General features: G+C 67.5%; 25 protein-coding genes and 1 pseudogene. 11 read left to right on the plus strand and 15 right to left on the minus strand.

Annotated features, from left to right (window positions below):
• Positions 1 to 618: 618 nt before the first annotated feature.
• On the minus strand, positions 619 to 846 hold the full coding sequence (locus FSYMDG_RS09615) for a hypothetical protein (RefSeq protein WP_131773944.1): 228 nt from the start codon (positions 844 to 846) through the stop codon (positions 619 to 621).
• Between the two features lie 202 nt (positions 847 to 1,048).
• On the opposite strand from FSYMDG_RS09615, the gene FSYMDG_RS09620 reads away from it, so the two are divergent.
• Positions 1,049 to 1,750, plus strand: a complete 702-nt coding sequence (locus tag FSYMDG_RS09620) for an HAD family hydrolase (protein WP_013873341.1) — start codon at positions 1,049 to 1,051, stop codon at positions 1,748 to 1,750.
• Between the two features lie 10 nt (positions 1,751 to 1,760).
• Here FSYMDG_RS09620 and FSYMDG_RS09625 read toward each other — a convergent pair whose 3' ends face one another.
• Positions 1,761 to 2,120 carry a hypothetical protein gene (locus tag FSYMDG_RS09625; protein ID WP_043603364.1) on the minus strand — a complete coding sequence of 120 codons (360 nt, stop codon included), beginning with the start codon at positions 2,118 to 2,120 and terminating at the stop codon, positions 1,761 to 1,763.
• Between the two features lie 197 nt (positions 2,121 to 2,317).
• Between FSYMDG_RS09625 and tmk the strand changes: the two genes are divergently transcribed.
• Positions 2,318 to 2,950, plus strand: coding sequence for a dTMP kinase (gene tmk / locus FSYMDG_RS09630; protein WP_013873342.1), 633 nt, complete (start codon positions 2,318 to 2,320; stop codon positions 2,948 to 2,950).
• Here tmk and cyaB read toward each other — a convergent pair.
• From cyaB to FSYMDG_RS23010, 4 genes are all read right to left on the minus strand, one after another.
• The gene (cyaB, locus tag FSYMDG_RS09635; protein ID WP_241250294.1) at positions 2,866 to 3,357 is read right to left on the minus strand and encodes a class IV adenylate cyclase; all 492 of its coding nucleotides are present in this window, start codon (positions 3,355 to 3,357) and stop codon (positions 2,866 to 2,868) included. The genes tmk and cyaB overlap by 85 nt on opposite strands.
• Before the next feature lie 331 nt (positions 3,358 to 3,688).
• Positions 3,689 to 4,162 (minus strand): helix-turn-helix domain-containing protein, encoded by a 474-nt coding sequence (locus tag FSYMDG_RS23005; protein ID WP_013873343.1) that lies wholly within the window; start codon positions 4,160 to 4,162, stop codon positions 3,689 to 3,691.
• Positions 4,163 to 4,230: 68 nt separating this feature from the next.
• Positions 4,231 to 4,500: a hypothetical protein gene (locus FSYMDG_RS09645; RefSeq protein ID WP_013873344.1), complete on the minus strand. Its 270-nt coding sequence runs from the start codon at positions 4,498 to 4,500 to the stop codon at positions 4,231 to 4,233.
• Between the two features lie 136 nt (positions 4,501 to 4,636).
• Positions 4,637 to 6,586 (minus strand): wax ester/triacylglycerol synthase domain-containing protein, encoded by a 1,950-nt coding sequence (locus tag FSYMDG_RS23010; RefSeq protein WP_157491000.1) that lies wholly within the window; start codon positions 6,584 to 6,586, stop codon positions 4,637 to 4,639.
• Positions 6,587 to 6,994: 408 nt separating this feature from the next.
• On the opposite strand from FSYMDG_RS23010, the gene FSYMDG_RS09655 reads away from it, so the two are divergent.
• Positions 6,995 to 7,264: an acyl carrier protein gene (locus FSYMDG_RS09655; RefSeq protein WP_013873346.1), complete on the plus strand. Its 270-nt coding sequence runs from the start codon at positions 6,995 to 6,997 to the stop codon at positions 7,262 to 7,264.
• A 128-nt stretch (positions 7,265 to 7,392) separates the two neighbouring features.
• On the opposite strand, the gene FSYMDG_RS09660 is transcribed toward FSYMDG_RS09655, so the two are convergent.
• The gene (locus FSYMDG_RS09660; protein WP_043605947.1) at positions 7,393 to 8,340 is read right to left on the minus strand and encodes a D-2-hydroxyacid dehydrogenase family protein; all 948 of its coding nucleotides are present in this window, start codon (positions 8,338 to 8,340) and stop codon (positions 7,393 to 7,395) included.
• A gap of 532 nt (positions 8,341 to 8,872) precedes the next feature.
• Here FSYMDG_RS09660 and FSYMDG_RS09665 point away from each other — a divergent pair.
• From FSYMDG_RS09665 to FSYMDG_RS09690, 6 genes and pseudogenes are all read left to right on the plus strand, one after another.
• Positions 8,873 to 10,606, plus strand: a complete 1,734-nt coding sequence (locus FSYMDG_RS09665) for an ABC transporter ATP-binding protein (protein WP_013873348.1) — start codon at positions 8,873 to 8,875, stop codon at positions 10,604 to 10,606.
• A complete protein-coding gene (locus FSYMDG_RS09670) occupies positions 10,603 to 12,591 on the plus strand; it encodes an ABC transporter ATP-binding protein (protein ID WP_013873349.1) in 1,989 nt (662 codons plus the stop codon). Before FSYMDG_RS09665 ends, FSYMDG_RS09670 begins: the two co-directional genes overlap by 4 nt.
• A 516-nt stretch (positions 12,592 to 13,107) precedes the next feature.
• Entirely contained in the window at positions 13,108 to 13,398 is a 291-nt protein-coding gene (locus FSYMDG_RS28280) for a transposase (protein WP_043602641.1), read from the plus strand.
• Positions 13,399 to 13,415: 17 nt separating this feature from the next.
• Positions 13,416 to 14,306, plus strand: a complete 891-nt coding sequence (locus tag FSYMDG_RS09680; RefSeq protein ID WP_237703101.1) for an IS3 family transposase — start codon at positions 13,416 to 13,418, stop codon at positions 14,304 to 14,306.
• Between the two features lie 36 nt (positions 14,307 to 14,342).
• Positions 14,343 to 14,900, plus strand: a pseudogene (locus FSYMDG_RS30045) (ATP-binding protein); the annotation flags it as partial.
• Between the two features lie 37 nt (positions 14,901 to 14,937).
• Complete coding sequence (locus FSYMDG_RS09690; protein ID WP_258165229.1) at positions 14,938 to 15,390, plus strand: Fic/DOC family protein; 453 nt, start codon at positions 14,938 to 14,940, stop codon at positions 15,388 to 15,390.
• A 59-nt stretch (positions 15,391 to 15,449) separates the two neighbouring features.
• On the opposite strand, the gene FSYMDG_RS09695 is transcribed toward FSYMDG_RS09690, so the two are convergent.
• Entirely contained in the window at positions 15,450 to 15,881 is a 432-nt protein-coding gene (locus tag FSYMDG_RS09695; RefSeq protein WP_157491002.1) for a toll/interleukin-1 receptor domain-containing protein, read from the minus strand.
• Between the two features lie 81 nt (positions 15,882 to 15,962).
• On the opposite strand from FSYMDG_RS09695, the gene FSYMDG_RS09700 reads away from it, so the two are divergent.
• Positions 15,963 to 16,442 carry an HIT family protein gene (locus tag FSYMDG_RS09700; protein ID WP_043603376.1) on the plus strand — a complete coding sequence of 160 codons (480 nt, stop codon included), beginning with the start codon at positions 15,963 to 15,965 and terminating at the stop codon, positions 16,440 to 16,442.
• A 32-nt stretch (positions 16,443 to 16,474) separates the two neighbouring features.
• Here FSYMDG_RS09700 and FSYMDG_RS09705 read toward each other — a convergent pair whose 3' ends face one another.
• The 5 genes from FSYMDG_RS09705 to FSYMDG_RS09735 all read right to left on the minus strand — a co-directional run bounded on the left by FSYMDG_RS09705 (position 16,475) and on the right by FSYMDG_RS09735 (position 20,473).
• Complete coding sequence (locus FSYMDG_RS09705; RefSeq protein ID WP_013873352.1) at positions 16,475 to 16,822, minus strand: PIN domain-containing protein; 348 nt, start codon at positions 16,820 to 16,822, stop codon at positions 16,475 to 16,477.
• A gap of 310 nt (positions 16,823 to 17,132) precedes the next feature.
• Entirely contained in the window at positions 17,133 to 18,029 is an 897-nt protein-coding gene (locus FSYMDG_RS09715; RefSeq protein ID WP_349304128.1) for an IS3 family transposase, read from the minus strand.
• 11 nt (positions 18,030 to 18,040) lie between these two features.
• Positions 18,041 to 18,331, minus strand: coding sequence for a transposase (locus FSYMDG_RS28285; protein WP_043602641.1), 291 nt, complete (start codon positions 18,329 to 18,331; stop codon positions 18,041 to 18,043).
• A 343-nt stretch (positions 18,332 to 18,674) separates the two neighbouring features.
• A protein-coding gene (locus FSYMDG_RS09725; protein WP_085948549.1) for an IS3 family transposase occupies positions 18,675 to 19,852 on the minus strand; the annotation gives its coding sequence in 2 pieces (ribosomal slippage) (positions 18,675 to 19,591 and positions 19,591 to 19,852; 1,179 coding nt in all).
• Between the two features lie 201 nt (positions 19,853 to 20,053).
• Entirely contained in the window at positions 20,054 to 20,473 is a 420-nt protein-coding gene (locus tag FSYMDG_RS09735; RefSeq protein ID WP_013873354.1) for a PPOX class F420-dependent oxidoreductase, read from the minus strand.
• A gap of 337 nt (positions 20,474 to 20,810) precedes the next feature.
• Between FSYMDG_RS09735 and FSYMDG_RS09740 the strand changes: the two genes are divergently transcribed.
• The gene (locus FSYMDG_RS09740; protein WP_013873355.1) at positions 20,811 to 21,416 is read left to right on the plus strand and encodes a ClpP family protease; all 606 of its coding nucleotides are present in this window, start codon (positions 20,811 to 20,813) and stop codon (positions 21,414 to 21,416) included.
• Here the strand turns inward: FSYMDG_RS09740 and FSYMDG_RS30050 are convergent.
• Positions 21,405 to 21,872 carry a helix-turn-helix domain-containing protein gene (locus FSYMDG_RS30050; protein ID WP_013873356.1) on the minus strand — a complete coding sequence of 156 codons (468 nt, stop codon included), beginning with the start codon at positions 21,870 to 21,872 and terminating at the stop codon, positions 21,405 to 21,407. The two genes, FSYMDG_RS09740 and FSYMDG_RS30050, sit on opposite strands and share 12 nt — an antisense overlap.
• A gap of 170 nt (positions 21,873 to 22,042) precedes the next feature.
• On the minus strand, positions 22,043 to 24,478 hold the full coding sequence (locus tag FSYMDG_RS09750) for a SpoIIE family protein phosphatase (protein WP_013873357.1): 2,436 nt from the start codon (positions 24,476 to 24,478) through the stop codon (positions 22,043 to 22,045).
• Positions 24,479 to 24,899: the final 421 nt, after the last annotated feature.

Genomic DNA, 24,899 nt, shown 5'->3' on the forward strand with positions numbered 1-24,899 from the left:
TCTGATGTGGACGCCTCGGCGTTTGTTTGTGAGATGTCGAGGCGAAGGGACTGTTACGGTGGGTACGCAAAATCATCGGAACCGCGGGTCCGGCGGGTCCGGGCACGGTGGAACATCGAGAACATGACCGGCGCTGGGCCACGACTGGCACAGACGTGACCGGGCCGTGACGATTTCATCGGTCGGTACGGAAGGTGGGGCAGGAGAGCTTCCGTCGCGAAAGGACGTGGGACGGTTTCTGGAAATGTCCGGTGATACGGGAGCGGAGGGTACCGGGTGGCTGGTGCCAGAGTCCCTGACTCGTCGTCCCTGATCTGTTCGGAAACGACTACCGACTGCTCGGCCTGTGGCGGGCCGAGATTTCACAGGATGCCCGGTTGAACGATCCGCCCGGACCCGGACAGGATGCGGTCACAACGACACCGAAGTCGACATGACGCCGACGGAAGAAGCTCATCCGCCGAATCCTCACGCCCCTGTACGCGCGGTCGAGGATGACCGGACCGGGACACATGGGAACGCGATCGTCCATTGCGCCCCTTCCTCCGAGATCATCATATGTCGCATCCGACACCGTACCGGCACGGTACTCCGGTTAGCAAGGCCCCCACCAGGAGCTCACTCCTCGCAGGCGTGCGCTGCCCACCGGCTCCCATGGTCAGCGACGTGGCCGGTGGCGCGGAGCGCCCACCCGGTTACATTGTCGGCCGTCGACGCCTTCACCGGCTTCGCCTTCGGCGGCTTCGCCACGACCAGCGCCCACGGCGCCTGACCCAGGAAACGGGCCTGCGGCCGTACCCCCGCCACGAACCGTGCGGCCTTCTTCGGCAGGGGGAATTCCGGCACGAACTTGTGTCCCGGATAAACGACATCACGCCTTCCGGCTTCCGGCTTCCGGCCGACGCCGAGTGCGCTCTCGTCCGCGTAGAACCGAATCGTGCTATTCACAATAGGGGGCCGCTCTGGTTCTCGGGGCCGCACCGAACGTCGAGGTCCAAGCGGAAAACCAGTCGATTCACATACGGGTCGGCTGTGAGATCATGGTGAAGTGACCGCACCTGCCCTCATCCTGTGGGACATAGACCGCACCCTCGTCACCATTGGCCCGGTCAGCCGGGAGATCTACGCCCGCGCCTTCCAGTTCGTGACCGGCCGTCCCCTGCGGGAGCTGGCAGACATGACCGGCCGCACCGAGCGCGCGATCCTGCTGGACACGCTCCGGCTCAACGGCGTGCCGGACGACGAGCCGACCTTCGACGCCTTCTACGAGGCTCTTGGTCAGGCCGCCCACCAGCTCGAAGGCCGGATGAAGGAGTCCGGCCGTCGCCTGCCCGGTGCGAAGGAGGCTGTCGCGAGCCTGGTGGCCAAGGACACGGTGCAGTCCGTGGTGACCGGCAACATCCGCTCCATCGCGGCCACCAAACTTCACGCCTTCGACCTGGAAGACCACGTTGACCTGGAGGTTGGTGGCTTCGGGGATGACGACAGCGACCGAACCGTACTGGTACGGCTCGCGGTCAAGCGGGCCGAGGCCAAGTACGACGTGACCTTCCCACCGAACCGGACCGTCGTCATCGGGGACACGCCGCACGACGTGAAGGGCGCCCACGATGCTGGCGTGCGGGCGGTGGGAGTTGCCACCGGCGGTAGTACCGCGGGGGATCTTGAGGCTTCCGGGGCTGATGCTGTCCTGCCAGATCTCACCCGGCCCCGCGCCCTACGGGCGGCTGTCTTCGGCCTCGTTGGTTAAAGCCGCTGGGTCAGGTCGTCGCCAGGCGGAACCGCTCCCCGAAGTCCCGGGCCGCGGGCACTGCGCCGAACGGCGCCAGGCCGTCTGCAAACTCTTTCAGGCGCAGGGCCACCCGGGTAGATCCGATGGCTTCGCTCAGCTCCAGGGCGTTGCCGGCTGTCTGGCAGGCCTGCTCGACGTTGCCGGCCAGCAACTGGCATTTGGCCAGCCGGGACAGGTAGTGCACCCGGTCCCGCACCCGGTGGGGCGCCCGTCGGGTGAGCAGATCAATGGCTTCCGTCAGCGCCGTCGAGGCCTCGGTCGTCAAGCCCAGTTCGAGGAAGCAGGCTCCCTCCTGGGCCGCTACTTCCACCTCGTCGACGTAGGCCACCGGCCGCTACCAGCCGTCACAGTTGCTGGCCTACACCGCCGTGGACCTCACCAAAGGCGGCGTCGACGAAGCCATGCGGGGGCGCGATGAATTCAATTTCTCGGTGAATATCCAGTTCGGGGAGGCCAATGTGGAGGAGGTACGGGCCGCCTCATCGAGCTATCCCGCGAGCAGCACGCCCGTTCCAGCGTCCGCCGATGAACAGGGGCTTTTTCGTTGCCATCGACGGCCCCAGCGGCATCGGCAAGAGCACGGTCACCGCAGCCCTGGCCGGGCAGCTCGCGGGACAGGGCCTGCCTGTGCTGGCCACCAAAGAACCCACGGCCAGTCCCCTGGGTAGCCTCACGCGCTTTGGCACGGACGACTACCAGGGTCTGGCCCTGGCCTGCCTCGTGGCCGCCGACCGCTACCAGCACCTCGAAACCGAGATCCGTCCCGCCCTCGCCAGCGGCACCGTAGTGGTCTGCGACCGCTACGTCGCTTCATCCCTCGTGTTGCAACGCCTCGACGGTGTACCACCCAAGTTTCTATGGGCGCTGGCCGAGCAAGCCGACCGGCCCGACCTGACCGTCATCCTCACCGGCGATCCCATCCGCTCCCGCGAGCGGGCGGCCCGGCGCGGCCTCTACAACCGCTTCCACCGCGGCGGCCCGGAAGCCGGTGCAGCCGAGGCCGAGGCGTACCGGGCCGTCGCCGCCGAACTCCAAGCCGCCGGCCACGCCGTCGTGGTACACGACATCGGGACTCAGACGGCCGAAGAGGTGGCCGCCGTACTGGCAGCTTCGGTGCTCTCCCGGCGGGAAGGCAACTGGACCACCGCCCCTTCCTGAGCTGCCCGCACGAGGGAGTCGTACGTCTCGGTCGTGCGGGCGGCCGGGACACCCAGCGCCGTGACGAAGGCTGCCAGCTCCTCTTGGACCTGGGCGGCGGGCTCGTCGTCGGGCACCATGCGTTCGAGCTCCAGGAAGGTCCCGACCCCTTCCAGTTCGTCCAGGCACAGCGACACATCGCCGTGCTGGCCGGTGCGCCGCGTCTTCGTCACGCGGACGGTCGCGCGGTACCCCATACGCAAGATGGCCTCGTGCATCTGCCGGCGGTCCGCGACCTCCGTCTCGTATTCCAAGCAGTCCTGAGTATTGACGCCCGGCTCCTTCAGCGTGAACCAGTGGCGCCCGTCCACTGTGCGAAGCCGCAGGAACGAAACTCCAAGCCTGCTGTCCCCGAAGGACCAGCCCACCGGGGCAAATGCCTAGTCATCCTGGTAGACCGGTTTGCCAACATGAATACCCCGTGCCCTGAGGGCGACGAGCAGCGCCTCCGGGTCTGCCACGGAATACTTGACCTCGACCTCGCGCACCGGCTACCTCCATATTTGGAACGACTGCAACCAGTTTAGCGAGACATCATCCAGGCGCGAGAGCGGGGTTGTCCCCGCATGTCCACCACGAAGGCAAAAATCTATTACACATTACATAACGAGCGTTATTCATAGCCCATTGACCAGGGGGCATGGACTTCCTCAGTCACAAAAACGCGCGCGATGGTCATGGCGACGATCCGGTATGTTGTCAGTCGGCTGGAAGGTACAGGTCGGCGTCTACCACGTCGTTCATGGCGGTGGCCAGTGCTCGACGCCGTTTCGTCTTTCGCGCCGCATACTCCTCCAGATCGGCCACTGTGATCCGCCGGTGGCGACTGCCGGGAAGAGCCCGGGCCGGAATGGTCCCGTCGTCGAGGAGTTTCAGCAGCAACGGGCGTGAAATCCCCAGGTAGGCCGCTGCCTGGTTCGGGGTCAGTTCGCCGGTGGAGTCGGGGGAGAGGATCCGCACGCGATGCCCGGCGGCTTGCTCATAAGCAGTGTGGAGCAGGGCGCGCAGCACGGCCATGGGTGCGTCGACCTGTACACCACCCGCGACAAGCAGCACCGATCCGGAGCCTGACGACGCGATCGCCTGCTCCACGGTCGATGCGAGGTCCGACGATGCCCGTCGGGTCGGGGCATCTGGGCTGTTCAGCTCAAGAACCGCCGGATGGGACGTCATGCGTCCTCCCGCGTCACCGGTTCCGCAATCGATGATCGTTGTAGCTTCTATCTGAAGCATCTGTAAATCTACTCGATCTCGATCTCGATCGCGGGACGCAGCCGGATCATCGGGACTCCTCGCGCCCGGAAACCGGCCAGCAGACGGGTCTCGACGAATTCGCCCCAGGTGACCGTCTCGTCGCCGGTGCTGGTCGGCCTGATGACCGGTGAGTAGGCGGTGTCACCGCGGCGGTAGCCGTCCACCCATCGACGGGTCGTCCCCGCGGGGAGCAGGAGGATGCGATCAGCCTGCGACATCCCGTAGAGGGGCCGCTCCAGCAGGTCGATCACATCCATGCCGTCATCATCGCATGCGACAACACGACGAAACCGCGCAAGCACCACCAGTGCCGTCCCTGGACCGCTGGAAGGCCACAGCCAGCGATGAGGAATTCCAGATGTTGGGAATGTTGGGACGTGAGGGACAGAGCCGTCACCGCTCCGTTCGTGCGCTTGTCCGGCCGTTCGATGGTGCTGCCGCGGATGGTATGGACAGGCTGGACGGCATGGGGGCGGATGGATCGGATGCGGCGGGGGCGGCCGGTAGCGGTGTCGCCGGAGGTGTTGTGGCCGGGTGGGATCTGTCCGGGGGGGCGGTGCGAGGGGTGGGTACGGGGGGCGGCGGCGGGGCGAGGTCGGCCAGGGCGGCTGGCAGGGCGCGGCTGAGGGCGGTGATGTCCGGCTGGATGGTCGGATCGCTGTACAGGGCGACGCCGATGAAGTCGCGGCTGCTGGTCACGGCGACGCTGAGCCCGTGCCCGCGGGCGAGCGGCACGATGCCGTAGAGCTCCCGCATCGGGGCACCGGCCAGCCGTGGGGTTCTGTTCGATCCCGGGATGTTGCTCACCACGATGTCGAACAGCAGGTTGGCGCCGCGTCCGGCCAGCGGCGCGACGAGATGGTGCACCGCGGCGGGAAGCGAGTGGGCCAGCAGCGGGAAGGCGCCGGCTCCGCGGTACGGGCCGGCGGCCTTGTTGCGTTCCATGGCGACGCGGACGGCCCGCAGCCGCCGTACCGGGTCCGGTTCGGACACCGGCAGATCACACAGGTATCCGGACAGGTTGTTGCCCTGCCCCAGCCCCGCGGTGTCGACACGCAGAGCGACCGGGATGAGCGCCCGCGGCACGGCCCCGCCGAGCCCACGGTCGCCGGAGTCCAGCCAGTCCCGCAGCGCGCCGGCGAGCACGGCGAGCACGACCTCGTGGGCCATGACCCGGTGCCGCTGCCGGATCCGCCGGACCGCGCCCGCATCCAGCTGGACGAGGGTCAGCCGCCGTTGCGGCGGTGTTCCCGGCTGCTTTCCTGGTAGGGACAGCACCCCCGGCAGGGATGGCTTTCCCGTCATGGTGGACACCGCGGACAGACGTGTCCTGCGCAGTACCGACGCCGCAATGCCCAGTTCGCGTGTGGTCCGGCGGCCGGTCTCGATCAGTTGTCCGGCGATCAGGGAGGGGCCGGCGACCAGTGTGGGGATCGCGTTGAGCCACTGGTCCGGCCGGAGCACCGAGCGCCATGCCCCACCCCCGCCCGCCCCCGGCCCGCCCGCGACCGCCGGCCTGCCCGCGACTGCCGGCTCGGCCGCGACTGCCGGCTCGGCCGCGGAGGAGCCAGCCGCGAAGGATGCGGAGGAACTGGTCGTGGAGGAGGGGCTGGCCGTGGCTGACGGAGCCGTTGCGGCGTTGCCGGCCGGAATGTTCCCGCCGCGGCGGCCGGGCACGGTGAACTCGTCGTATATCGCGGAGAAGAGGCGGACGCCGCTCTGGCCGTCGGCGAAGGCGTGGTGCGCTTTGAGTAGGAGCGCGAAACGCCCGTCGGACAGCCCGGTGATCACATGCGCTTCCCACAGCGGCCGGACGGGATTGAGCTGGGACGTCATCGCGCCCACGGCGTACTCGGTGAGCTGGTCGTGGGTGCCGGGGGGCGGCAGACAGCAGACCCGGATATGTGCCTCCACCTGGAACTGCGGGTCCCCGACCCATTCCGCGGCGGCGGGCGGTAGCGTCGTCGACCGGAGGCGCTGCCGGAACTGGGGGAAAGCGCTCATCCGCTCGCTGAGCAGACGGACCAGTTGCTCGACACCGACGGGGTGGGCCGGCTCGAATATCATCAGCGCGCCGATGTTCATCGGGGCCGCCGGGTCGTCCAGTTTCAGAAATGCCACGTCCAGTCCGCTCAACCGCTCGCCGGCCATCCGGCCTTCCTCTCCGTATCTTGTTTGTCTCGGTTCCGTGCCTTGTCTCGGTGTCTCGTCCGTCGTGTCCTGATGTCGGTTCCGTGTCCGTGGATCGGTCGTGCGGCCGCTGCGGCCGTCTGTCGACAGCCGCCGTGCGCGTTTTCTGACGTGCACCGTATGGGATAAAACATCCACCATTCCACCGGACATCACGTGCCCATCGAAATGTTAGCCGAGGATCGGCGCTCCATCCGGGGCCCGGCGAAACAGAGCTGTTTGTCCGGTGGCATGCCGGTGTCCTTCTTTCTGGATCGTTTCCGGGTCGGGTTCCGGTCGTTCTCGACTGTCGTGAGTACGGGTGTTTGTCCATCGTGTTGTCGCGCCGGTCGATCACGCTATGTCGATATACCATGCTGGTAGGGTTGCCAGATGTCGTGACTGTCCGGTACTACTGTCACGTTGCGTCACTATCATCCAGTCGACTGGTCCGGTCGGGGCGGTGCGGCGGTGAATCCGCCGATGGGTTACCGGTGACGCGAGCGTGTTCGTTCCACCGGCTTGCCGCTGGTCCGGAACGGGCGCGCCGGGAAAACACGACGAGAAAAAGGAAGAAAAAGGATGCGAGCCACGACCGGGAATCTGAAGACCACGGTGGGCCGGGAGGAACTGCGTGCCCTCGTCGCGGACGCCCTTGAACGGTCGCCGGCCGAACTCGCCGACGAGGCCGACCTCGTCGGCGAGTTCGGCCTCGACTCGCTCGCGGCGCTGGAGATCGTGGTGCGTCTTGAGAAGCTCTACCGCATCCGGGTGAAGGACGAGGAATTCGCCGGCATTACCTCGCTGGACAGGATCCACGACCTGCTGACAACCAAACTCAAGGAAAGCTGACACCACTCGGGACTCGAGGAGATCCGGAGAGCTGACACTGGCCGGGCGATATCCGTCCGGTCGTCGTGGCGTGGTGACCGGACGGGCGGGGGCCGGGCCTGCCGGACCGATCACAGCGGGAGGATCGGTTACAGCAGGCGGACCGGGGCGCCGTCGTGCCAGGCGAGGATGTTCTCGACGATCTGTTCGTAGAACGTCCGGTAGCTGTCGGTGGTGACGTAGCCGATGTGGGGGAGCAGCAGGGTGTTGCGCAGCGTCCGCAGCGGGTGGTCGACCGGGAGGGGCTCGACGTCGTAGACGTCCAGGCCGGCGCCGGCGATGCGCCGCTCGCGCAGGGCGGCCAGGAGCGCCTCCTCGTCGACGATGGGCCCGCGGGAGGTGTTGACCAGGTAGGCCGACGGCTTCATCAGGGCGAGATCGGCGGCGCCGACCAGGCCGCGGGTCGTCTCCGACAGCGGCATGTGGATGGTGATCACATCGGAGTCGGCGAACAGCTCCTGCCTGCTGACGGCGCGTACGCCGTGCGGGGCGGCGCGTTGCGGGGTCAGGTGCGGTGACCAGGCGATGACCGACATCTCGAACGCCTGCGCCAGCCTGGCGACCGGTGTGCCGAGACGGCCGAGGCCGACGACGCCGAGGGTGTGCCCGGCCAGGCCGGGGCCGATGGTGTGCTGCCAGCCGCCGGCCCGGACGGCGGCATCCTCCTGCGCGAAGTTCCGGGTGAGCGCGATGATCATTCCGATGGTGAGTTCGGGCATCGCGTTGCCCCACCCGGTGGTCCCGCAGACGGTGACGCCCTGTCGCCGGGCCGCGTCGAGGTCGATCGCCGCGTTGACCATCCCGGTGGTGACCAGCAGCCGCAGCGTGGGCAGTGCGCGCAGCAGGTCGGCCGGGAACCGGGTCCGTTCGCGCATCGCGACGACTATCTCGCTGTCGCGCAGCCGCCGGACCAGTGCGTCGCGGTCGGGAATGTGCTCGTTGATCACTTCGATCGTGTAGCGGTCGAGCACCGCGGACCAGTCGGCGCTGGTGAGCGCCACCCGCTGGTAGTCGTCCAGGATCGTCACCGTCGGCATGGCGGTCAGCTCACCACCCGGGCGCACCGCCCGCCGCCCGGCCGGGATCGCGCCGGCGGACAGCCATCCGACCGGAATCCCGGGGCGTTCGGAGAAGGCCGGCCCGCCGTGGTGGCCACGCCGGAGAAGGTGTCGGTCATGGCTGCTCCTGGTACCGCCGAACGGGGACTGCCACCTTACGGCTCGCGGGACGTGGGCGGTGACCTACCTCACCGCTGCCGCGGCCGAGAAAACGCCTTGACCTGAAGTCGGGTTCAGCTCGTAGTGTTCTTGTGCGTCGGCGGGTCGCTGACCGTTTGCCGCTGGTATGGCCATCGGCCGGTCCAGCCGGTCCGGGCAGGTGCGGATCGGCTGGGGTGGGCGGTGGTGGCACCGGCGGCGGCAGCAGCGGTCGTGTGGGTAACGCCGACGCACCCCACTGATCGGCACGGCTCTGATCGGCACGGCTCTGACCGGCATGGCGGTATGACAGCGTTGCCACCGTCCGGACTATCGTTCCGCTTCGCCTCGCCCTGCCGCGGAGAGAGAGTGCATGCTGATCCGACTGCTGCGGGCCCATCTGGGCCCCTATGCCCGGCCGATCGGGATCCTGATCGGTCTGCAACTGGTGGCGACCATCGCCATGCTGTACCTGCCGACGCTGAACGCCGACATCATCGACCACGGGGTGGTCGTCGGCGACACCGGCTACATCCTGCGTACCGGCGGGATCATGCTCGGCGTCACCGTCGTGCAGATCCTCTGCTCCGGTACCGCGGTGTACTTCGGCGCCCAGACCGCGATGGGGTTCGGCCGGGACGTCCGGACGGCCGTGTTCGACCGGGTGCAGTCGTTCTCCGCCCGTGAGATCGGCCGGTTCGGCGCGCCGTCCCTGATCACTCGGGCCACGAACGACGTCCAGCAGCTCCAGATGCTGGTATTGATGATCTTCACGTTGATGGTCTCCGCGCCGATCATGTGCCTGGGCGGCATCGCGCTGGCCGTGCACCAGGACGCCGGACTGTCCGTCCTGCTCGTCGTGGTCGTGCCGGTCCTCGGCATGATCATCAGCCTGGTGGTGCGCCGGATGCGGCCGCTGGGCCGGGCGATGCAGGAACGCCTCGACACCGTCAACCGCGTCCTGCGGGAGCAGATCAGCGGGCTGCGGGTGATCCGCGCGTTCGTCCGGGACGACCACGAGCAGCGCCGCTTCGGGGCGGCCAACGCCGAGCTGGTCGACGTCGCCCTGCGCTTCGGCCGGCTGATGGCGCTGACGTTCCCGCTGGTGCTCATGGTGGTCAACATCGTCAGCGTGGGTGTGCTGTGGTTCGGCGCGCACCGCATCGACGCCGGTCACATGCAGATCGGGGCGCTCACCGCGTTCCTCAGCTACCTCATGCAGATCCTGATGTCGGTGATGATGGCCACCTTCATGTTCATGATGATTCCCCGGGCCGAGGTGTGCGCGGAGCGCATCCAGGAGGTGCTGGCCACCGACTCCACCCTGCTGCCGTCGGCGGACCCGGTGCACTCCCTCGACCGGCACGGTGAGCTGGAGCTGCGCGACGTCGGGTTCCGCTACCCGGGAGCGGAGGCGGCAGTGCTGCGCGGGATCTCCCTGCGGGCCCGGCCCGGCCGCACCACCGCGATCATCGGCAGTACCGGCAGCGGCAAGACGACGCTGCTCAGCCTGATCCCGCGGCTGGCCGACGCCACCGAGGGCGCCGTGCTCGTCGACGGCGTCGACGTCCGGGATCTCGACCAGGCGCTGCTCGCCGCCACCGTCGGGCTGGTCCCGCAGAAGCCGTACCTGTTCTCCGGCACCATCGCGACCAACCTGCGCTACGGCGACCCGGACGCCACCGACGACCAGCTGTGGCAGGCGCTGGAGATCGCGCAGGCGAGGGAGTTCGTCGAGGCCATGCCCGACGGCCTGGACACCGCGATCGCCCAGGGCGGGACGAACGTCTCCGGCGGCCAGCGGCAGCGCCTGGCGATCGCCCGGGTGCTGGTCCACCGTCCGGAGATCTACCTGTTCGACGACTCGTTCTCGGCCCTCGACTACGCCACCGACGCGCGCCTGCGCGCCGCGCTCACCCAGGAGACCGCCGGCGCGACCGTTGTGATCGTCGCCCAGCGGGTCGCCACCATCCGCGACGCCGACCAGATCATCGTGCTGGACGCCGGCGAAGTTGTCGGTACCGGCACCCATCATCAGCTGATGGCGGACAACGCCACCTACCGGGAGATCGTCCTCTCCCAGCTCACCGAGGAGGAGGCCGCGTGACCAGGCCGGCACCAGCGGCGGCGGCACCAGCGGCGGCGGCAGCGGCACGCCGGGGCCCGGCGCCGATGGGCGGCCCGGGCCGTTTCTTCGTCGGCCAGGGCGCCGCGGAAAAGTCGATGGACTTCGCCGGGTCCAGCCGTCGGCTGCTCGGCCTGCTGCGCCCGCAGCGCCACCTGTTCGTCGCGGTGATCGCGCTGGCGACGGTGAGTGTCGGGCTGACCGTGCTCGGCCCGCGGCTGCTCGGGCACGCCACCGACCTGGTGTTCGCCGGGATCTTCAGCCGGCGGCTGCCGGCCGGCACCTCGAAGGCCGACGCCGTCGCCGACCTGCGCGCCGGCGGCCACGGCATCCAGGCCGACCTGCTCGCCTCGCTCGACGTCACCCCCGGCCAGGGGATGGACTTCGGCGCCATCGGCACGGTGCTGCTGTGGGTGCTCGCCGTCTATGTGCTCGCCGGGGTGTGCGGTGTCGCGCAGGCCAGGCTCACGAACCTGGCGCTGCAACGGGTGATCGGCACGCTGCGCGCGGACGTGCAGGCGAAGATCTCCCGGCTGCCGTTGCGCTACTTCGACCGCCAGCCTCGCGGCGAGGTGCTCAGCCGGGTCACCAACGACATCGACAACCTCCAGCAGAGCCTGCAGCAGAGCCTGTCGCAGATCATCGCGTCCGTGCTGACCATCGTCGGCGTCCTGGCGATGATGATCTGGATCTCCTGGGAGCTCGCGCTGATCGCGGTGGTCGCGGTGCCGCTGTCGGTCATCGTCGCGACCCGGATCGGCAAGCTGGCCCAGCCGCAGTTCGTCACCCAGTGGAAGGTCACCGGCCGGCTCAACGCGCACATCGAGGAGATGTACACCGGGCACGCGCTGGTGCGGGCCTTCGGCCGCCAGCAGGAGTCCGCGCAGACCTTCCGCGACCTCAACGAGCAGCTCTACGCCGCCAGCTGGCGCGCGCAGTTCATCTCCGGGCTCATGCAGCCGGCGATGATGTTCATCGGGAACCTCAACTATGTGCTGGTGGCGGTCGTCGGCGGGCTGCGGGTCGCCTCCGGCTCGCTGTCGATCGGCGAGGTGCAGGCGTTCGTCCAGTACTCCCGGCAGTTCAGCCAGCCGCTGTCCCAGGTCGCCAGCATGGCGAACATGGTGCAGTCCGGGGTCGCCTCGGCGGAGCGGGTGTTCGACCTGCTCGACACCCCCGAGCAGACACCGGACCCGGCCATCCCGGCACACCCGGGGCGGCTGCGCGGCCGGATCGCCTTCGAGCACGTCGCGTTCCGCTACGAGCCGGACAAGCCGCTGATCGAGGACCTGTCGCTGACCGCGGAACCCGGGCATACCGTCGCGATCGTCGGCCCGACCGGCGCCGGCAAAACCACCCTGATCAACCTGCTGATGCGCTTCTACGAGGTCACCGGCGGCCGGATCACCCTGGACGGCGTCGACATCGCCACCATGTCCCGCGAGGAGCTGCGGGCGAGCATCGGCATGGTGCTCCAGGACACCTGGCTCTTCGGCGGCACCATCGCGGAGAACATCGCCTACGGCGCCGAGGGCGCCACCCGGGAGCAGATCGTCGCCGCGGCCACCGCCGCCCACGTCGACCGCTTCGTACGCACCCTGCCGGACGGCTACGACACGGTGCTCGACGACGAGGGCACCGGCGTCAGCGGTGGGGAACGGCAGTTGATCACCATCGCCCGGGCGTTCCTCGCCGAGCCGTTGATCCTCGTGCTGGACGAGGCGACCAGCTCGGTGGACACCCGCACCGAGGTCCTGATCCAACGGGCCATGTCCACCCTGCGGGCCGGGCGCACCGCGTTTGTGATCGCGCACCGGCTGTCGACGATCCGGGACGCGGACACCATCCTGGTGATGGACAACGGCGCGATCGTCGAACAGGGCGACCACACCAGCCTGCTCGCCGCAGGCGGCGCCTACGCCCGCCTCTACCAGGCCCAGTTCGCCCAGGCCGTCGCCGAGGTTTGACAGCAGGGGAAGCCGTAGGTGGTTTTTGTCGTCCTGACAGCGTTTTCCACCTACGGCCTCCGCGTCTGTAGGTGGAAAACGCTGTCAGGACGACGGTTTTCACCCACGGCTGGGCTCCCCGCCCGGCTGGGCCCGGCCCCGGCCGGGCGTGCGGGGGCCGAGCGGCGGAGGCGGGTGCCGTGGCGGACAACAGCCGGACACGGCTGCCGCCCCGGCGAGCCGGCGGTGGGCCGTAAAGTCGCCGGTGGCGGTCCTTGTCCCGAGGCAGTGGAAGATCCTGCTCCGAGGCCGTGGAGGATGGCGGCCGGTGCGGCGGTTCAACACGGCGGGCCCCTGTCTGCCGGAGTACCACTACATGATTCCGGCGTTGTCACGGCTGCCGGAAGCGCCCGGGCTGGTCGAGCAGTCGGGATATTTCGTGGTGCACGCCCCGCAGCAGACGGGGAAGACGACTGGAGTGATCCCGCTTCCGTGGACAGCGAACCTGAGGTTCGCTGTCCATAGGGAAGGAGCGTCATGGGGTCAGCTCGCCGGAAGTTCACCCAGGAGTACAAATCCGAGGCAGTAAGGTTGGTGCTCGACTCGGGCCGGTCGGTGACCGAGGTCGCGAAGAGTCTGGGTATCCACGAGACCACGTTGGGAAACTGGGTGAAGAAGGCGAAGGAGAACGGCGAGACCGAGGAGCGGCCGCTGTCGGTGTCGGAGCGCGCGGAACTTGAGGAGCTCCGGAAGAAGTACGCGCAGGCGCAGATGGACATCGCCTTCCTAAAAAAAGCGGCGAGCTTCTTCGCGAGCGAGCAGAAGTAAAGTTCGAGTTCATCTCGATACACGCTCCGAAGAAGCCTGTGTCCGCCGACGGCGCGAACACCTTTCCCGTCGACTACATGTGCAAGAAACTCGACGTGTCCCGACAGGGCTACTATGCGTGGAAGAAACGCGGCCCGTCTCGGAGGGAGAAGGACGACGCCACCTTGTCGACCATGATCAGAGCTGTTTTCGACCGTCACGAGGGGCGGTACGGCGTGCGGCGGATCTTCCACGAGATCCGCCGCCAGGGCGTCGCCGTCGCCTACAAGCGGGTCCAGCGGCTGATGGCGACGATGGGCCTGGTCAGCGTGCATCCGCGTCCCCGCCGGCCGGTGACGACGGTGCAGGCCGCGGACTCCTCATCGCTGCCTGATCTTGTCGGCCAAGACTTCGCCGCGTCCGCACCGAACCAGTTGTGGTACGGCGACATAACATATATTCGCACCTGGGATGGCTGGGTGTACATGGCCTCCGTCATCGACGCGTTCTCTCGGAAGATCGTCGGCTGGGCGGTCGCCGATCACATGCGCACCGAACTCGTTCTCGACGCGCTTCGTATGGCCGTCACCCGCCGGCGGCCACCCGGCGGCGTCATATTCCACGCCGACCGAGGCGGTCAGTACACCAGCCGTGAGTTCGTCGCCTTCTGTCGCGACAACAACGTCCGAAACTCCGTCGGCCGTACCGGGATCTGTTTCGACAACGCCGCGGCGGAGTCCTTCTGGGCCACCCTCAAGAAGGAGTTCGTCCACCTCCACCCGTTCGATACCATAGACCGCGTCCGGGCGGGGATCTTCGAATATGTCGAGATCTACTACAACCGGCAGCGGTTGCACTCCTCGATCGGCTATCTCACGCCTGTCGAGTTCGAGGAAGAATTTGACGGACAAACACTTCGTGCTGCATAGTTAGGACTGTCCACGAAAGTGGGAACCCTCCAGGCGGCGTTGCGGGCGCTGGCGCGGGAGCTGACCGCCGTCGGCCGGTACGCGGCGCTGCATTTCTCCTGCGAGCTGGGTGAGGCCGCCGGCGACGACTACGGCGCGGCGCAACTCGGCATCCTCGGTGAGATCCGCCGGCGTGCCGAGCTCACTCTGCCAGCGGAACTGCATACGCCGGTGTGGCCGCAGGCATCCGCGGCGGACCTGCTCGCTGCCGCGCTCGCGGCGTGGGCGCGAGTGTGTCCGCGGCCGTTGGTGCTGTTCTTCGACGAGATCGACGCGTTGCGCGGGCAGAGCCTGATCAGCATGCTGCGGCAGTTGCGGGCGGGGTTCGCGGATCGGCCGGCGGCGTTCCCGGCGTCGGTGGCGCTGTGTGGCCTGCGTGACGTCCGGGACTGCCACCCCCGAAATCGCTTCGCGATTCCGCGGGTCCCCGGAGCCGCCTCCGGCGGCGATCCCTCGCGATTGGGCACGTCCAGCCCGTTCAACATCAAACTGAAGTCATTGCGGCTCGGGGACCTCACCCCGGACGAGGTCGCCGCGCTCTACGCCCAGCACAGTCGTCGGCCTCCAACGCATCCGGCTGACCACACGTTCACTGCCCGGCGCCTTCGACACCGCGCATCTTCAACGTTTCCACCGCGTCCTGTTCGACGACATCTACGACTGGGCCGGCACGATCAGAAACGTCACGATGACCAAGGGAACATCTACGTTCTGCCTGCCACGTTTTCTACCGGAGCAGCTCGCCGAGCTGTTCGCCGGTCTCGCCGCCGACGGCTATCTTGTCGAGCTCGCCCGCATGCCCTTCCTCGAACGGTTCGCAACGCTTTACGGTGAGCTGAACGCGCTTCATCCGTTCAGGGAGGGCAACGGCCGGACGCAACAGGCGTTCCTGCGACAGCTCGCGGCGGCCGCGGGGTGGGAGATCCGCTGGGACGATGTGGACAAGCAGGACAACGACGAGGCATGCGCCGGGTATTTCCACATCCAACAGGCCAAGATCCTCATCGATCTACTCGCGCCTGCCGTCCTTCCAGCCCACCGATAAGCCCGGACTTTCTGGCCTGGTCAGCAGACAACGTCATCCGGTTGTGGCGGTCTCGGAGACTATCTGCCGGGGAAGTGGGGTGGGCTGGTCGGCCGCACACGGCCAGCCAGCGAGGCCCTGACACGGTCGATCAGAATCTTTTCGGCTTCCTCTTTCGCAAGGCCGACGAGGTCGATGTAGACGATGCCGCCGAGGAGGCCTTCCGGAGCGCAGCGCTCCACACGAACCGGCAGGACCCTCCGCTTCTCGCCATCCGGATCCCCCCGCCAGAACGCCTGCCATTCGGCGGTACCGAACTTCGAGTTCTCCAGGTAGTCGGGGGAGAGCACCGCAAGCACCCGGGCTGCCTTGGTCACCCCCTTCTGCATTTCGTTCACCCAGTTCGCCCCGGGCACAAAGTCCCACACCTGGACGAGGATCCGGTAGCCGGCCTCCTCCAGCGCCCACGAGATCCACTCAGCCCATTCCTGGTCCGCGCCGGTGTAACTCACGAAGAAATCATGGTCATATGCTGGCACCGCATCTCCTGATCTTCGCAGAACCGACGAACCTGCTGATAAGATACGATAATCGTGACGGTCGCACATGCAGCGGGTGTTCGGGAGGATTGCTACTCCTGCGTGCGCAACGCGTCGCTGGACGCTCTGCCGCCGCGGGAGCGGATCCTGCTCGGGCCCGGCTGGCGGGTAGTGCACGCGATCCGGGCTGCGCTGCCCGGCTGGCTGGTGGTCGTCGCGCGCCGGCATGTCACCTCGCCGGCCGAACTGACCGCGGCGGAGGCATCCGAACTCGGTCTGGTGACGTGGCGTCTCAGCCGTGCCCTGATCGACGTGACCGGGTGTGCGAAGACGTATGTGGTCGCGTTCTCGGAGGCCGAGGGCTTTACTCATCTGCATGTCCATGTCATTCCGTGGGCGGCGGACCTGCCTGTCGCCGAGCGTGGCCCCGCCGTCTTCTCCTACCTGCGCCGGCCGCCGGCCGAATGGGTTTCGCCTGACACGATGGACAGCCTTGCGCAGGCCCTTGCCATCTCCCTCGCGTCCATTTCATAGTTTATGGTTTCTTACCGGGTTGTGTCGTCGTTTCACGGGTTGATCAGTGGGATTCCCAGGTGGGTGAAATCCCGGGTGTTACGGGTGGCGAGAGTCAGGTCGTGTGCCGTGGCCGTCGCGGCGAGGAAGCTGTCGATGACCGGCGCCGGTCTACCGTTGCGGTCGCCGTCCGCCATGAGCATTCCCCAGGCGTCGGCTATCGGGATGTCGACGGTGAGGATACGGTCCGCGAAACGCGGTACCAGGTCCGCGTCCAGCCATGCAGCCAGGTGTGTCCGCCGGTTACCGGCCGGGATGCCGCTCGTCCGCTCGGGCAGCCTCGGCCGCCTGAGCGCGGCCGGTTGATCCGCGCTGTGCTCGCACGGTATCCGTAGGATCATCGACCTGCCCGGCGACGGCGAGATCGGGCCGGACGCGACGCCCCGTCCGGCAGATCTCACGACCGTGCGGGTGCTCTTGGACGATGCCGCCGGCCCCGGCTTCTGGCAGTACTGCTGGGACAACCGCCTGGACGGCAGCCCGCTCTACCTGACGGTCTGTTACGTCCATCCAGGCGTCCTGATCAATGATATGCTGCTGTCACGCAGATATGTTTTCTTTCCGAGCCGCGGTAGCTTGCATCGACAACAGCTTCCTGCCCGTCAGCAGCAAGGGGTGGTGGAGGGTTCCCACTTTCGTGGACAGTCCTAACTATGCAGCACGAAGTGTTTGTCCGTCAAATTCTTCCTCGAACTCGACAGGCGTGAGATAGCCGATCGAGGAGTGCAACCGCTGCCGGTTGTAGTAGATCTCGACATATTCGAAGATCCCCGCCCGGACGCGGTCTATGGTATCGAACGGGTGGAGGTGGACGAACTCCTTCTTGAGGGTGGCCCAGAAGGACTCCGCCGCGGCGTTGTCGAAACAGATCCCGGTACGGCCGACGGAGTTTCGGACGTTGTTGTCGCGACAGAAGGCGACGAACTCACGGCTGGTGTACTGACCGCCTCGGTCGGCGTGGAATATGACGCCGCCGGGTGGCCGCCGGCGGGTGACGGCCATACGAAGCGCGTCGAGAACGAGTTCGGTGCGCATGTGATCGGCGACCGCCCAGCCGACGATCTTCCGAGAGAACGCGTCGATGACGGAGGCCATGTACACCCAGCCATCCCAGGTGCGAATATATGTTATGTCGCCGTACCACAACTGGTTCGGTGCGGACGCGGCGAAGTCTTGGCCGACAAGATCAGGCAGCGATGAGGAGTCCGCGGCCTGCACCGTCGTCACCGGCCGGCGGGGACGCGGATGCACGCTGACCAGGCCCATCGTCGCCATCAGCCGCTGGACCCGCTTGTAGGCGACGGCGACGCCCTGGCGGCGGATCTCGTGGAAGATCCGCCGCACGCCGTACCGCCCCTCGTGACGGTCGAAAACAGCTCTGATCATGGTCGACAAGGTGGCGTCGTCCTTCTCCCTCCGAGACGGGCCGCGTTTCTTCCACGCATAGTAGCCCTGTCGGGACACGTCGAGTTTCTTGCACATGTAGTCGACGGGAAAGGTGTTCGCGCCGTCGGCGGACACAGGCTTCTTCGGAGCGTGTATCGAGATGAACTCGAACTTTACTTCTGCTCGCTCGCGAAGAAGCTCGCCGCTTTTTTTAGGAAGGCGATGTCCATCTGCGCCTGCGCGTACTTCTTCCGGAGCTCCTCAAGTTCCGCGCGCTCCGACACCGACAGCGGCCGCTCCTCGGTCTCGCCGTTCTCCTTCGCCTTCTTCACCCAGTTTCCCAACGTGGTCTCGTGGATACCCAGACTCTTCGCGACCTCGGTCACCGACCGGCCCGAGTCGAGCACCAACCTTACTGCCTCGGATTTGTACTCCTGGGTGAACTTCCGGCGAGCTGACCCCATGACGCTCCTTCCCTATGGACAGCGAACCTCAGGTTCGCTGTCCACGGAAGCGGGATCACTCCAGTGGCTCGGTTTTGCACCAATCAGTGGGCTTCGGTGGGCCGTCGACGGAACCCACATCGCATTCGTGGTTCTACCAGATCCTGCCGCGGCTCCTACCGTGCACGCCGACCAGCATGCCACTCCTGTGACACCGGCCAACTCAATGATCGATGAGCGTGAGGTTTTGGCCCCACCAACGATCGCACCACGCGGGACGAGCCCCTGTGGATGTGCGAGCCCTTGTGGGATGTATGAGGTGCTGCCCATTCTACGGACACGCGATAACTGGACTATATCAGCTTTACGCCGCCTCTGGTATTGATGTCCGACTCGTCAGGTAGAGACGTTCGACGTGTTCCGGGGTGTGGTAGCCGAGGGTGGAGTGGAGTCGCTGCCGGTTGTAGAAGACTTCGATGTACTCGGCGATCGCACTGCGGGCGGCACGACGGGTTAGGTAAATTTCCCGATAGACGAGTTCGTTTTTCAGGGTGCCAAAGAAGGATTCGGCGGCGGAGTTGTCCCAGCACACTCCGGTGGCGCCTACGGAAGGTCGCACGCCGTGTCGTGCCAGCGTGCGATGGTAGGCGTCGGACGTGTATTGCGTACCGCGATCCGAGTGAAAAACCGCGTTCGGTGCAAGGGTGGTGCGGGACGCGGCCATGGTGAATGCGTCGACGACGAGTTCGGTCCGCATGTGACTGGCCATCGACCAGCCGAGAACCTTCCGTGAATAGCAGTCGATGACCGTGGCGAGATACAGCCAGCCTTCGCCGGTACGGACATAGGTGATGTCACCGACGAGCTTGGCCCCGGGGCGGGTGGCGGTGAAGTCGCGGCGGACGTGGTCGGTGGGCACCGGCGCCTGGCCGGGGATCGTGGTGCGGCGGTAGGCCCTGGGCTGGCAGGCCTTCAGCCCTGCTCGGCGCATGATCCGTCGGGCGAGGCGGACCGAGGTGGGCTGGCCCGACGCGGTCAGAGCGGCGGCGATCCGCCGCGCGCCGTAGGTCTGGCGCGAGGCGGCGAACAACGCCCGCACCTGGGTGTCCAGGGTGGTGTGCCGGCGGGTCCGGGACGACACCGGTCGCTGGTACCAGTCGTAGAAACCGGACGTCGACACCACGAGCCACTGGCACATTTTGCGTATCGGGTAGTTGTCCTTCTCCGCGGCGATCAGCTCGAACTTATCGATCACTGATGGCGTTGCGCGAAGAAGGCTGCCGCTTTTGAGAGGAACTCGCGCTCCATCCGGAGTTCCCGGTTCTCCTTCTCCAGCTCCCGTAGCCGGGCACGCTCGGACATCGACAGCGGTTCTTCTTCGCCTTGGTGGGCCCGATGCCAGGTGGCCACCCAGCTCCCCAGGGTTCCCTCGTTGATACCGAGGTCCTTCGCGATCGCCGATACCGGCCGACCCGAATCGATGACGAGTTTCACTGCCTCGTCCTTGTACTCGGGCGTGAACCGCCTCCGGGACTCAGTCATCAATCTCCTCCGCTCACGGATCAATTATCCCACATAGGGATCACTGTCCGAAGAACGGGGACCACCTCAGGCTGACGACATCGAGAATGCCGTGAAGCTGCCCGAGACGGTCCAGCAAACACGCCTTGAGCGGGCGCTACCGTGTCTTGCCTGGTACCGGGATGGGGCGGCGTCGGCGGCTTGGTTGTCGGTAGTCCGTGGTCAGGGCTTCCAGGGGCCGATGCCGCCGACGCGTTCCGGGGTGATCCTTAGAACGTAGCCGGGGGGTGGGTTGGGGATCGGTGACGGAGGGGCGTCCGGCCCGAGGTAAATCTTCGTGAGTTTCTCGAGCAGCTCGGGCGCGCCGCCCTCGGTGACTTTCGCGTGCCCGTGGACGACCAGGTAGTGCTCGAGACCGCCGCTCTCGCTTCCCGCCGCCTCGATCGACAGCGCCACCCGTGGGTCCCGCTGGAGGTTGCGGAGCTTCTTGTACAGCCCCAGGTGGGCGGTGACGATCTCGTCGCCGTCGACGCCCACCCACACCAGGGTGATCTGGGGGCTGCCGTCCGGGTTCAGGGTGACGAGATGGGCCAGCCGCCCGGCCGTCAGCGCGGCCCGCACGGCGTCGGTCAGCAGAGTCATGTGTTCGACGTCCTCCGGGTGGAAGAAGGCGCGGCACAGGCCGGGCCGCCGGTTTGTGGCTACGACAGCTGTATGTCAGCGCTGGCCAGACTATTCCGGGGGAGCCGGTGGCCACCGGCTGGTCGCTGGCAGGCCGCCGCCGGCCGGTCATCGAACGGCGCCGTCGGCTTCGGTGGCATACCCGCAGCCATCGTGGATCTTGAAAACCTTGTCTGCCGTGGGCAGACCCGCCGTTTCCGATGGTTTCGCGGTGGAAAACTGTGTGGTCGGCGCACCGGGGTGGCAGTCAATTCTGCCCAGGTGGGAAAATGCATTCCGTACGAGGAGGAAAATACGCATGGAACGCCCACGAATGCAGTCGGGAAATGGCTACCAGGCCGATGGTCCGGTGTTCGACCGCCTGCTGCGCAGCCGCATCGTCTTCCTCGGGTCGGTGGTCGAGGACGCCGTCGCCAACGAGATCTGCGCCAAACTGCTGCTGTTGTCCGCGGAGGACCGCGAACGCGACATCCAGCTCTACATCAACTCACCGGGCGGCTCGGTGAGCGCGGGGATGGCCATATACGACACCATGCAGTACGTCACCAACGACGTGGTGACGGTGGCGCTCGGCTTCGCTGGGTCGATGGGACAGTTCCTGCTCTGCGCGGGCGCGGCCGGCAAACGATACGCGCTCGCGCACGCCCAGGTGATGATGCACCAGCCGTCCGGTGGGCTCGGCGGGACGGCGAGCGACATCGCCATCCAGCTCGAGCAGACGCTTTACACGAAACGGACGATCCAGGAACGCATCGCCTTCCACACGGGGCGCACCGTCGAACAGATCGAGCGTGACTCCGACCGGGACCGCTGGTTCACCGCGCGGGAGGCCAGGGACTACGGGTTCGTGGACCACGTGGTGACGGCGGCGGCGGATCTGCCACGCCCGCGGTCAACGGGCTGAGCGGGCCGTCCGCGCCGGAACCGACGCCGACCGCGGCGGCCGTTGCCGGGCGTACGCCGGGACGCATCCGCCCGCCCGCGCGATCCAGCGGGGTCCCCGGCCGCGCGGGGATCCGCCGGAGCACCCCGTTGCCAGACACTGCGGCGTACGCACAGTGACGTTGGGGGGAGCGCCGGGCAGGTCGGGGGGAGCGCTGCGCACGGTGACGGGTACGGTCTCGGACTCGAGGTGGCGCAGATCGTCCAGAACCTCGTCAAGCAGGTCGCTGAGACGGATGTCGAGGGCCCGGCACAGCGCAGCCAACACCTCCGAGGAAACCTCTTTCCGGCCACGTTCGATTTCGGACAGATACGGAACCGACACGTTCGCGGTCCGTGCAACCTCACGCAGGGTGCGTCCCTGCCGTAGGCGGGCGCGACGCAGGATGACGCCTATCAGACGGCGCAGCAGAAGCATCGAGCCTCCCGCTCCCGGTGATCCCCGTGACGATGATCCGACAGATGATGATCCGACAACGACGGGCCACGGGCCGTGGCCGTGATCCGCCACCATCGAAGCACATCTCCGGCGCCCCCGGCGTGCCGAGGCCGTGCCCGTCGAGCTGTTCGCCCGTCGAGTTGTTCGGCTCAGATGAGTTGTTCGGCCCAGATGGTTTTGCCGGTGCGGTTGTAGCGGGTGCCCCAGTGGTGGGTGAGCTGGGCGATGAGGAACAGGCCGCGGCCGTTTTCGTCGAGGGTGCGGGCGCGGCGGAGGTGGGGGGCGGTGTTGCTGGTGTCGGAGACTTCGCAGATGAGGGTGCCGCGGTCGCGGATGAGGCGGAGGTGGATGGGGCCGGTGGTGTGGCGGATGGCGTTGGTGACCAGTTCGCTGACGACGAGGGTGGTGGTGGGGATGGCGTCGGGGAGGTTCCAGGTGGTGAGTTGGTTGGTGGTGTGGGTGCGGGCGTAGGCGACGACGGCGGGGTCGGAGGGTAGGTCCCAGGAGGCGACCTGGCCGGTGGTGAGGGTGTGGGTGCGGGCGAGCAGGACGGCGATGTCGTCGTCGGCGGGCCGGTCGGGCAGCAGGGTCTTGAGAATGACGTCGCAGGCGGTGTCGAGGGAGTCGGTGGGCTCGCCGAGGGCGTGGCGGAGCATGTCGAGGCCGGTGTCGATGTCGCGGTCGCGGGATTCGATCAGGCCGTCGGTGTAGAGGGCGAGCAGGCTGCCGTCGGGGAGGTGGTGGTCGGTGGCTTCGAAGGGGAGGCCGCCGAGGCCGAGGGGGGGTCCGGGGGGGATGTCGAGGTAGGTGACGGTGCCGTCGGGGGTGACGAGGGCGGGTGGGGGGTGGCCGGCGCTGGCGATGGTGGCGTGGCCGGTGGTGGGGTCGTAGACGGCGTAGAGGCAGGTCGCGCCGAGATCGCCGCTGCCGGGATCTCGATCGGTGGTCAGCCGGGTGATGACGTCGTCGAGCCGGGTGAGCAGCTCGTCGGGGGTGGGATCGGCGTCGGCGAGGGTGCGCACGGCGGTGCGCAGCCGGCCCATGGTGGCGGCGGCGTGGATGCCGTGGCCGACGACGTCGCCGACGACGAGGGCGACGCGGGCGCCGGAGAGCGGGATGACGTCGTACCAGTCGCCGCCGACGCCGGCCTGGGCGCCGGCGGGCAGGTAACGGGAGGCGACGTCCACGGCGGCCGGGCGGGGGAGATCATGGGGGAGGAGGCTGTGCTGGAGGGTGAGGGCGGTGGTGCGTTCGCGGGTGTAGCGGCGGGCGTTGTCGAGACAGATGGCGGTGCGGGCACCGAGCTCGTCGGCCAGGGCGAGGTCGTCGGGGGTGAAGGGCTCGGGATGGTGCTGGTGACGCATGAAGACGGCGACGCCGAGAATGCTTCCCCGGGCACGTAACGGAATAATCATGACGGAATGGAATCCGTACTCGCGGATCCGGGCGGCCCGTGGCGGGCTGCCCGCCACCCACCGTGCCACATGCGGATCGGAGATCGGGTAGGAGACGCTCTGTCCGCTGGCGAGGGCGATGGCGATGGGGGAGTCCGGAGGGTAGATGTCGGTCTGGCCCAGCGCGACGACGGCTTCCGGCTGTCCCGCGGAGACGGACTGGTGGGCGGTGCGGCGCAGCACCACCGGGGTGGTGATCGGTCCTGGCGGCGGCTCGTCACCGTGGTAGACGGTGTCGAGGAGGTCGACGCTGGCCCAGTCGGCGAGACGGGGGACGGCGATGTCGGCGAGCTCCTGGGCGGTGCGGGTGACCTCGAGGGTGCTGCCGATGGCGGCGTTGGCCTCGTTGAGCAGGGTCAGTCGCTGCCGGGCCCAGTACCGCTCGCTGATGTCGAGCGACGCGCTGAGCACCCCTCGGACCTGGCCGGCCGGGTCCCGCACCGGTGACAGGGTGATCGCCCAGGCACGTTCGTGGGAGTCGGCCGGTGCCCGGAGGAAGGCCTCGTAGTATGCCGGCTCGCCGGTCCGCACCACCTGGCGGGCCCGCTCGACCAGGCCGGAGGGCTGATGTCCGGGGGCGGGGAACACCTCCGCCGCCGGACGTCCGCGCGCGTCCTGTTCCCGCAGGCCGATCATGTGGGCTGACTCGTCGTTCAGCCGGCAGACCCGCACCTCGGTATCGAAGATCGCCAGACCGAGCGGGGCCTGGGTGAACGCCCAGTTCACCAGCGTCAGCTCAGCCTGGAGCTCACGCTGGTGGTTGCGCAGGTCCTCGACGGTGACGGCGGTCACGAACCACTGGGCCACCGTCCCGTTACCGGCCAGCAGTGGCTGGGCGTGCAGCCACACGTCCAGGCCGTGCCCGTCGCGGTGGCGCAGGGCGACAGTCCCGCTCCAGCTTCGCCCGTCCGTCAGGTGGCATCGGGCCGGTTGCGGGAGTGGAGCGGCAAGAAGGTCGGCCGCTGGCCGTCCGACGATCTCGGCCGGAGGGTATCCGAGCGGCTGGTGGGCGTACGAGCCACACGCGGTGACGACACCGTGCGGGTCCACGCTGACCGTTACCGTGCGGTTCATGGGGAGATCGTCGAAAAGATCTCCGGGCGTGATGCCCTGTGCTCCCTCGCCGTCCATCTCACCCCCGTCCTCCCCCCGCGACCGCGGGCGAACCGGGACCGCCACACCCTACCCAAACCAGCCGGCCTCATCGTTGCCCCGGCCCTGTTGTCCCGGCCCTCCTGTTCGCCGGCCCGCCGAGATCCCCCGAGTTCGCCCGGTGGCCTGCCACGGCCTGTGTCCGGCCGTATTCCCGGTCGGTATCAGTCGGATACCGACGGTATCTCTGGCCGGTATCCGATGGATACCGACGGTATCTCTGGCCGGTATCTGATGGATACCGGCCGCGTAGCGTTCGCTGGCCGCTGCTGCCCGCGCGGTGATGCTGGACCCCTGGCCACCGGTGCGGTTACATTCGGACGATGTGTGCCGGATCCGCGTCCTGGACGGTGATGCTCGATCCGTTCTGGGTCTCCCGCCGCGCGCATCATTTCGACCA

Source organism: Candidatus Protofrankia datiscae, assembly GCF_000177615.2.
GTDB lineage: Bacteria > Actinomycetota > Actinomycetes > Frankiales > Frankiaceae > Protofrankia > Protofrankia coriariae.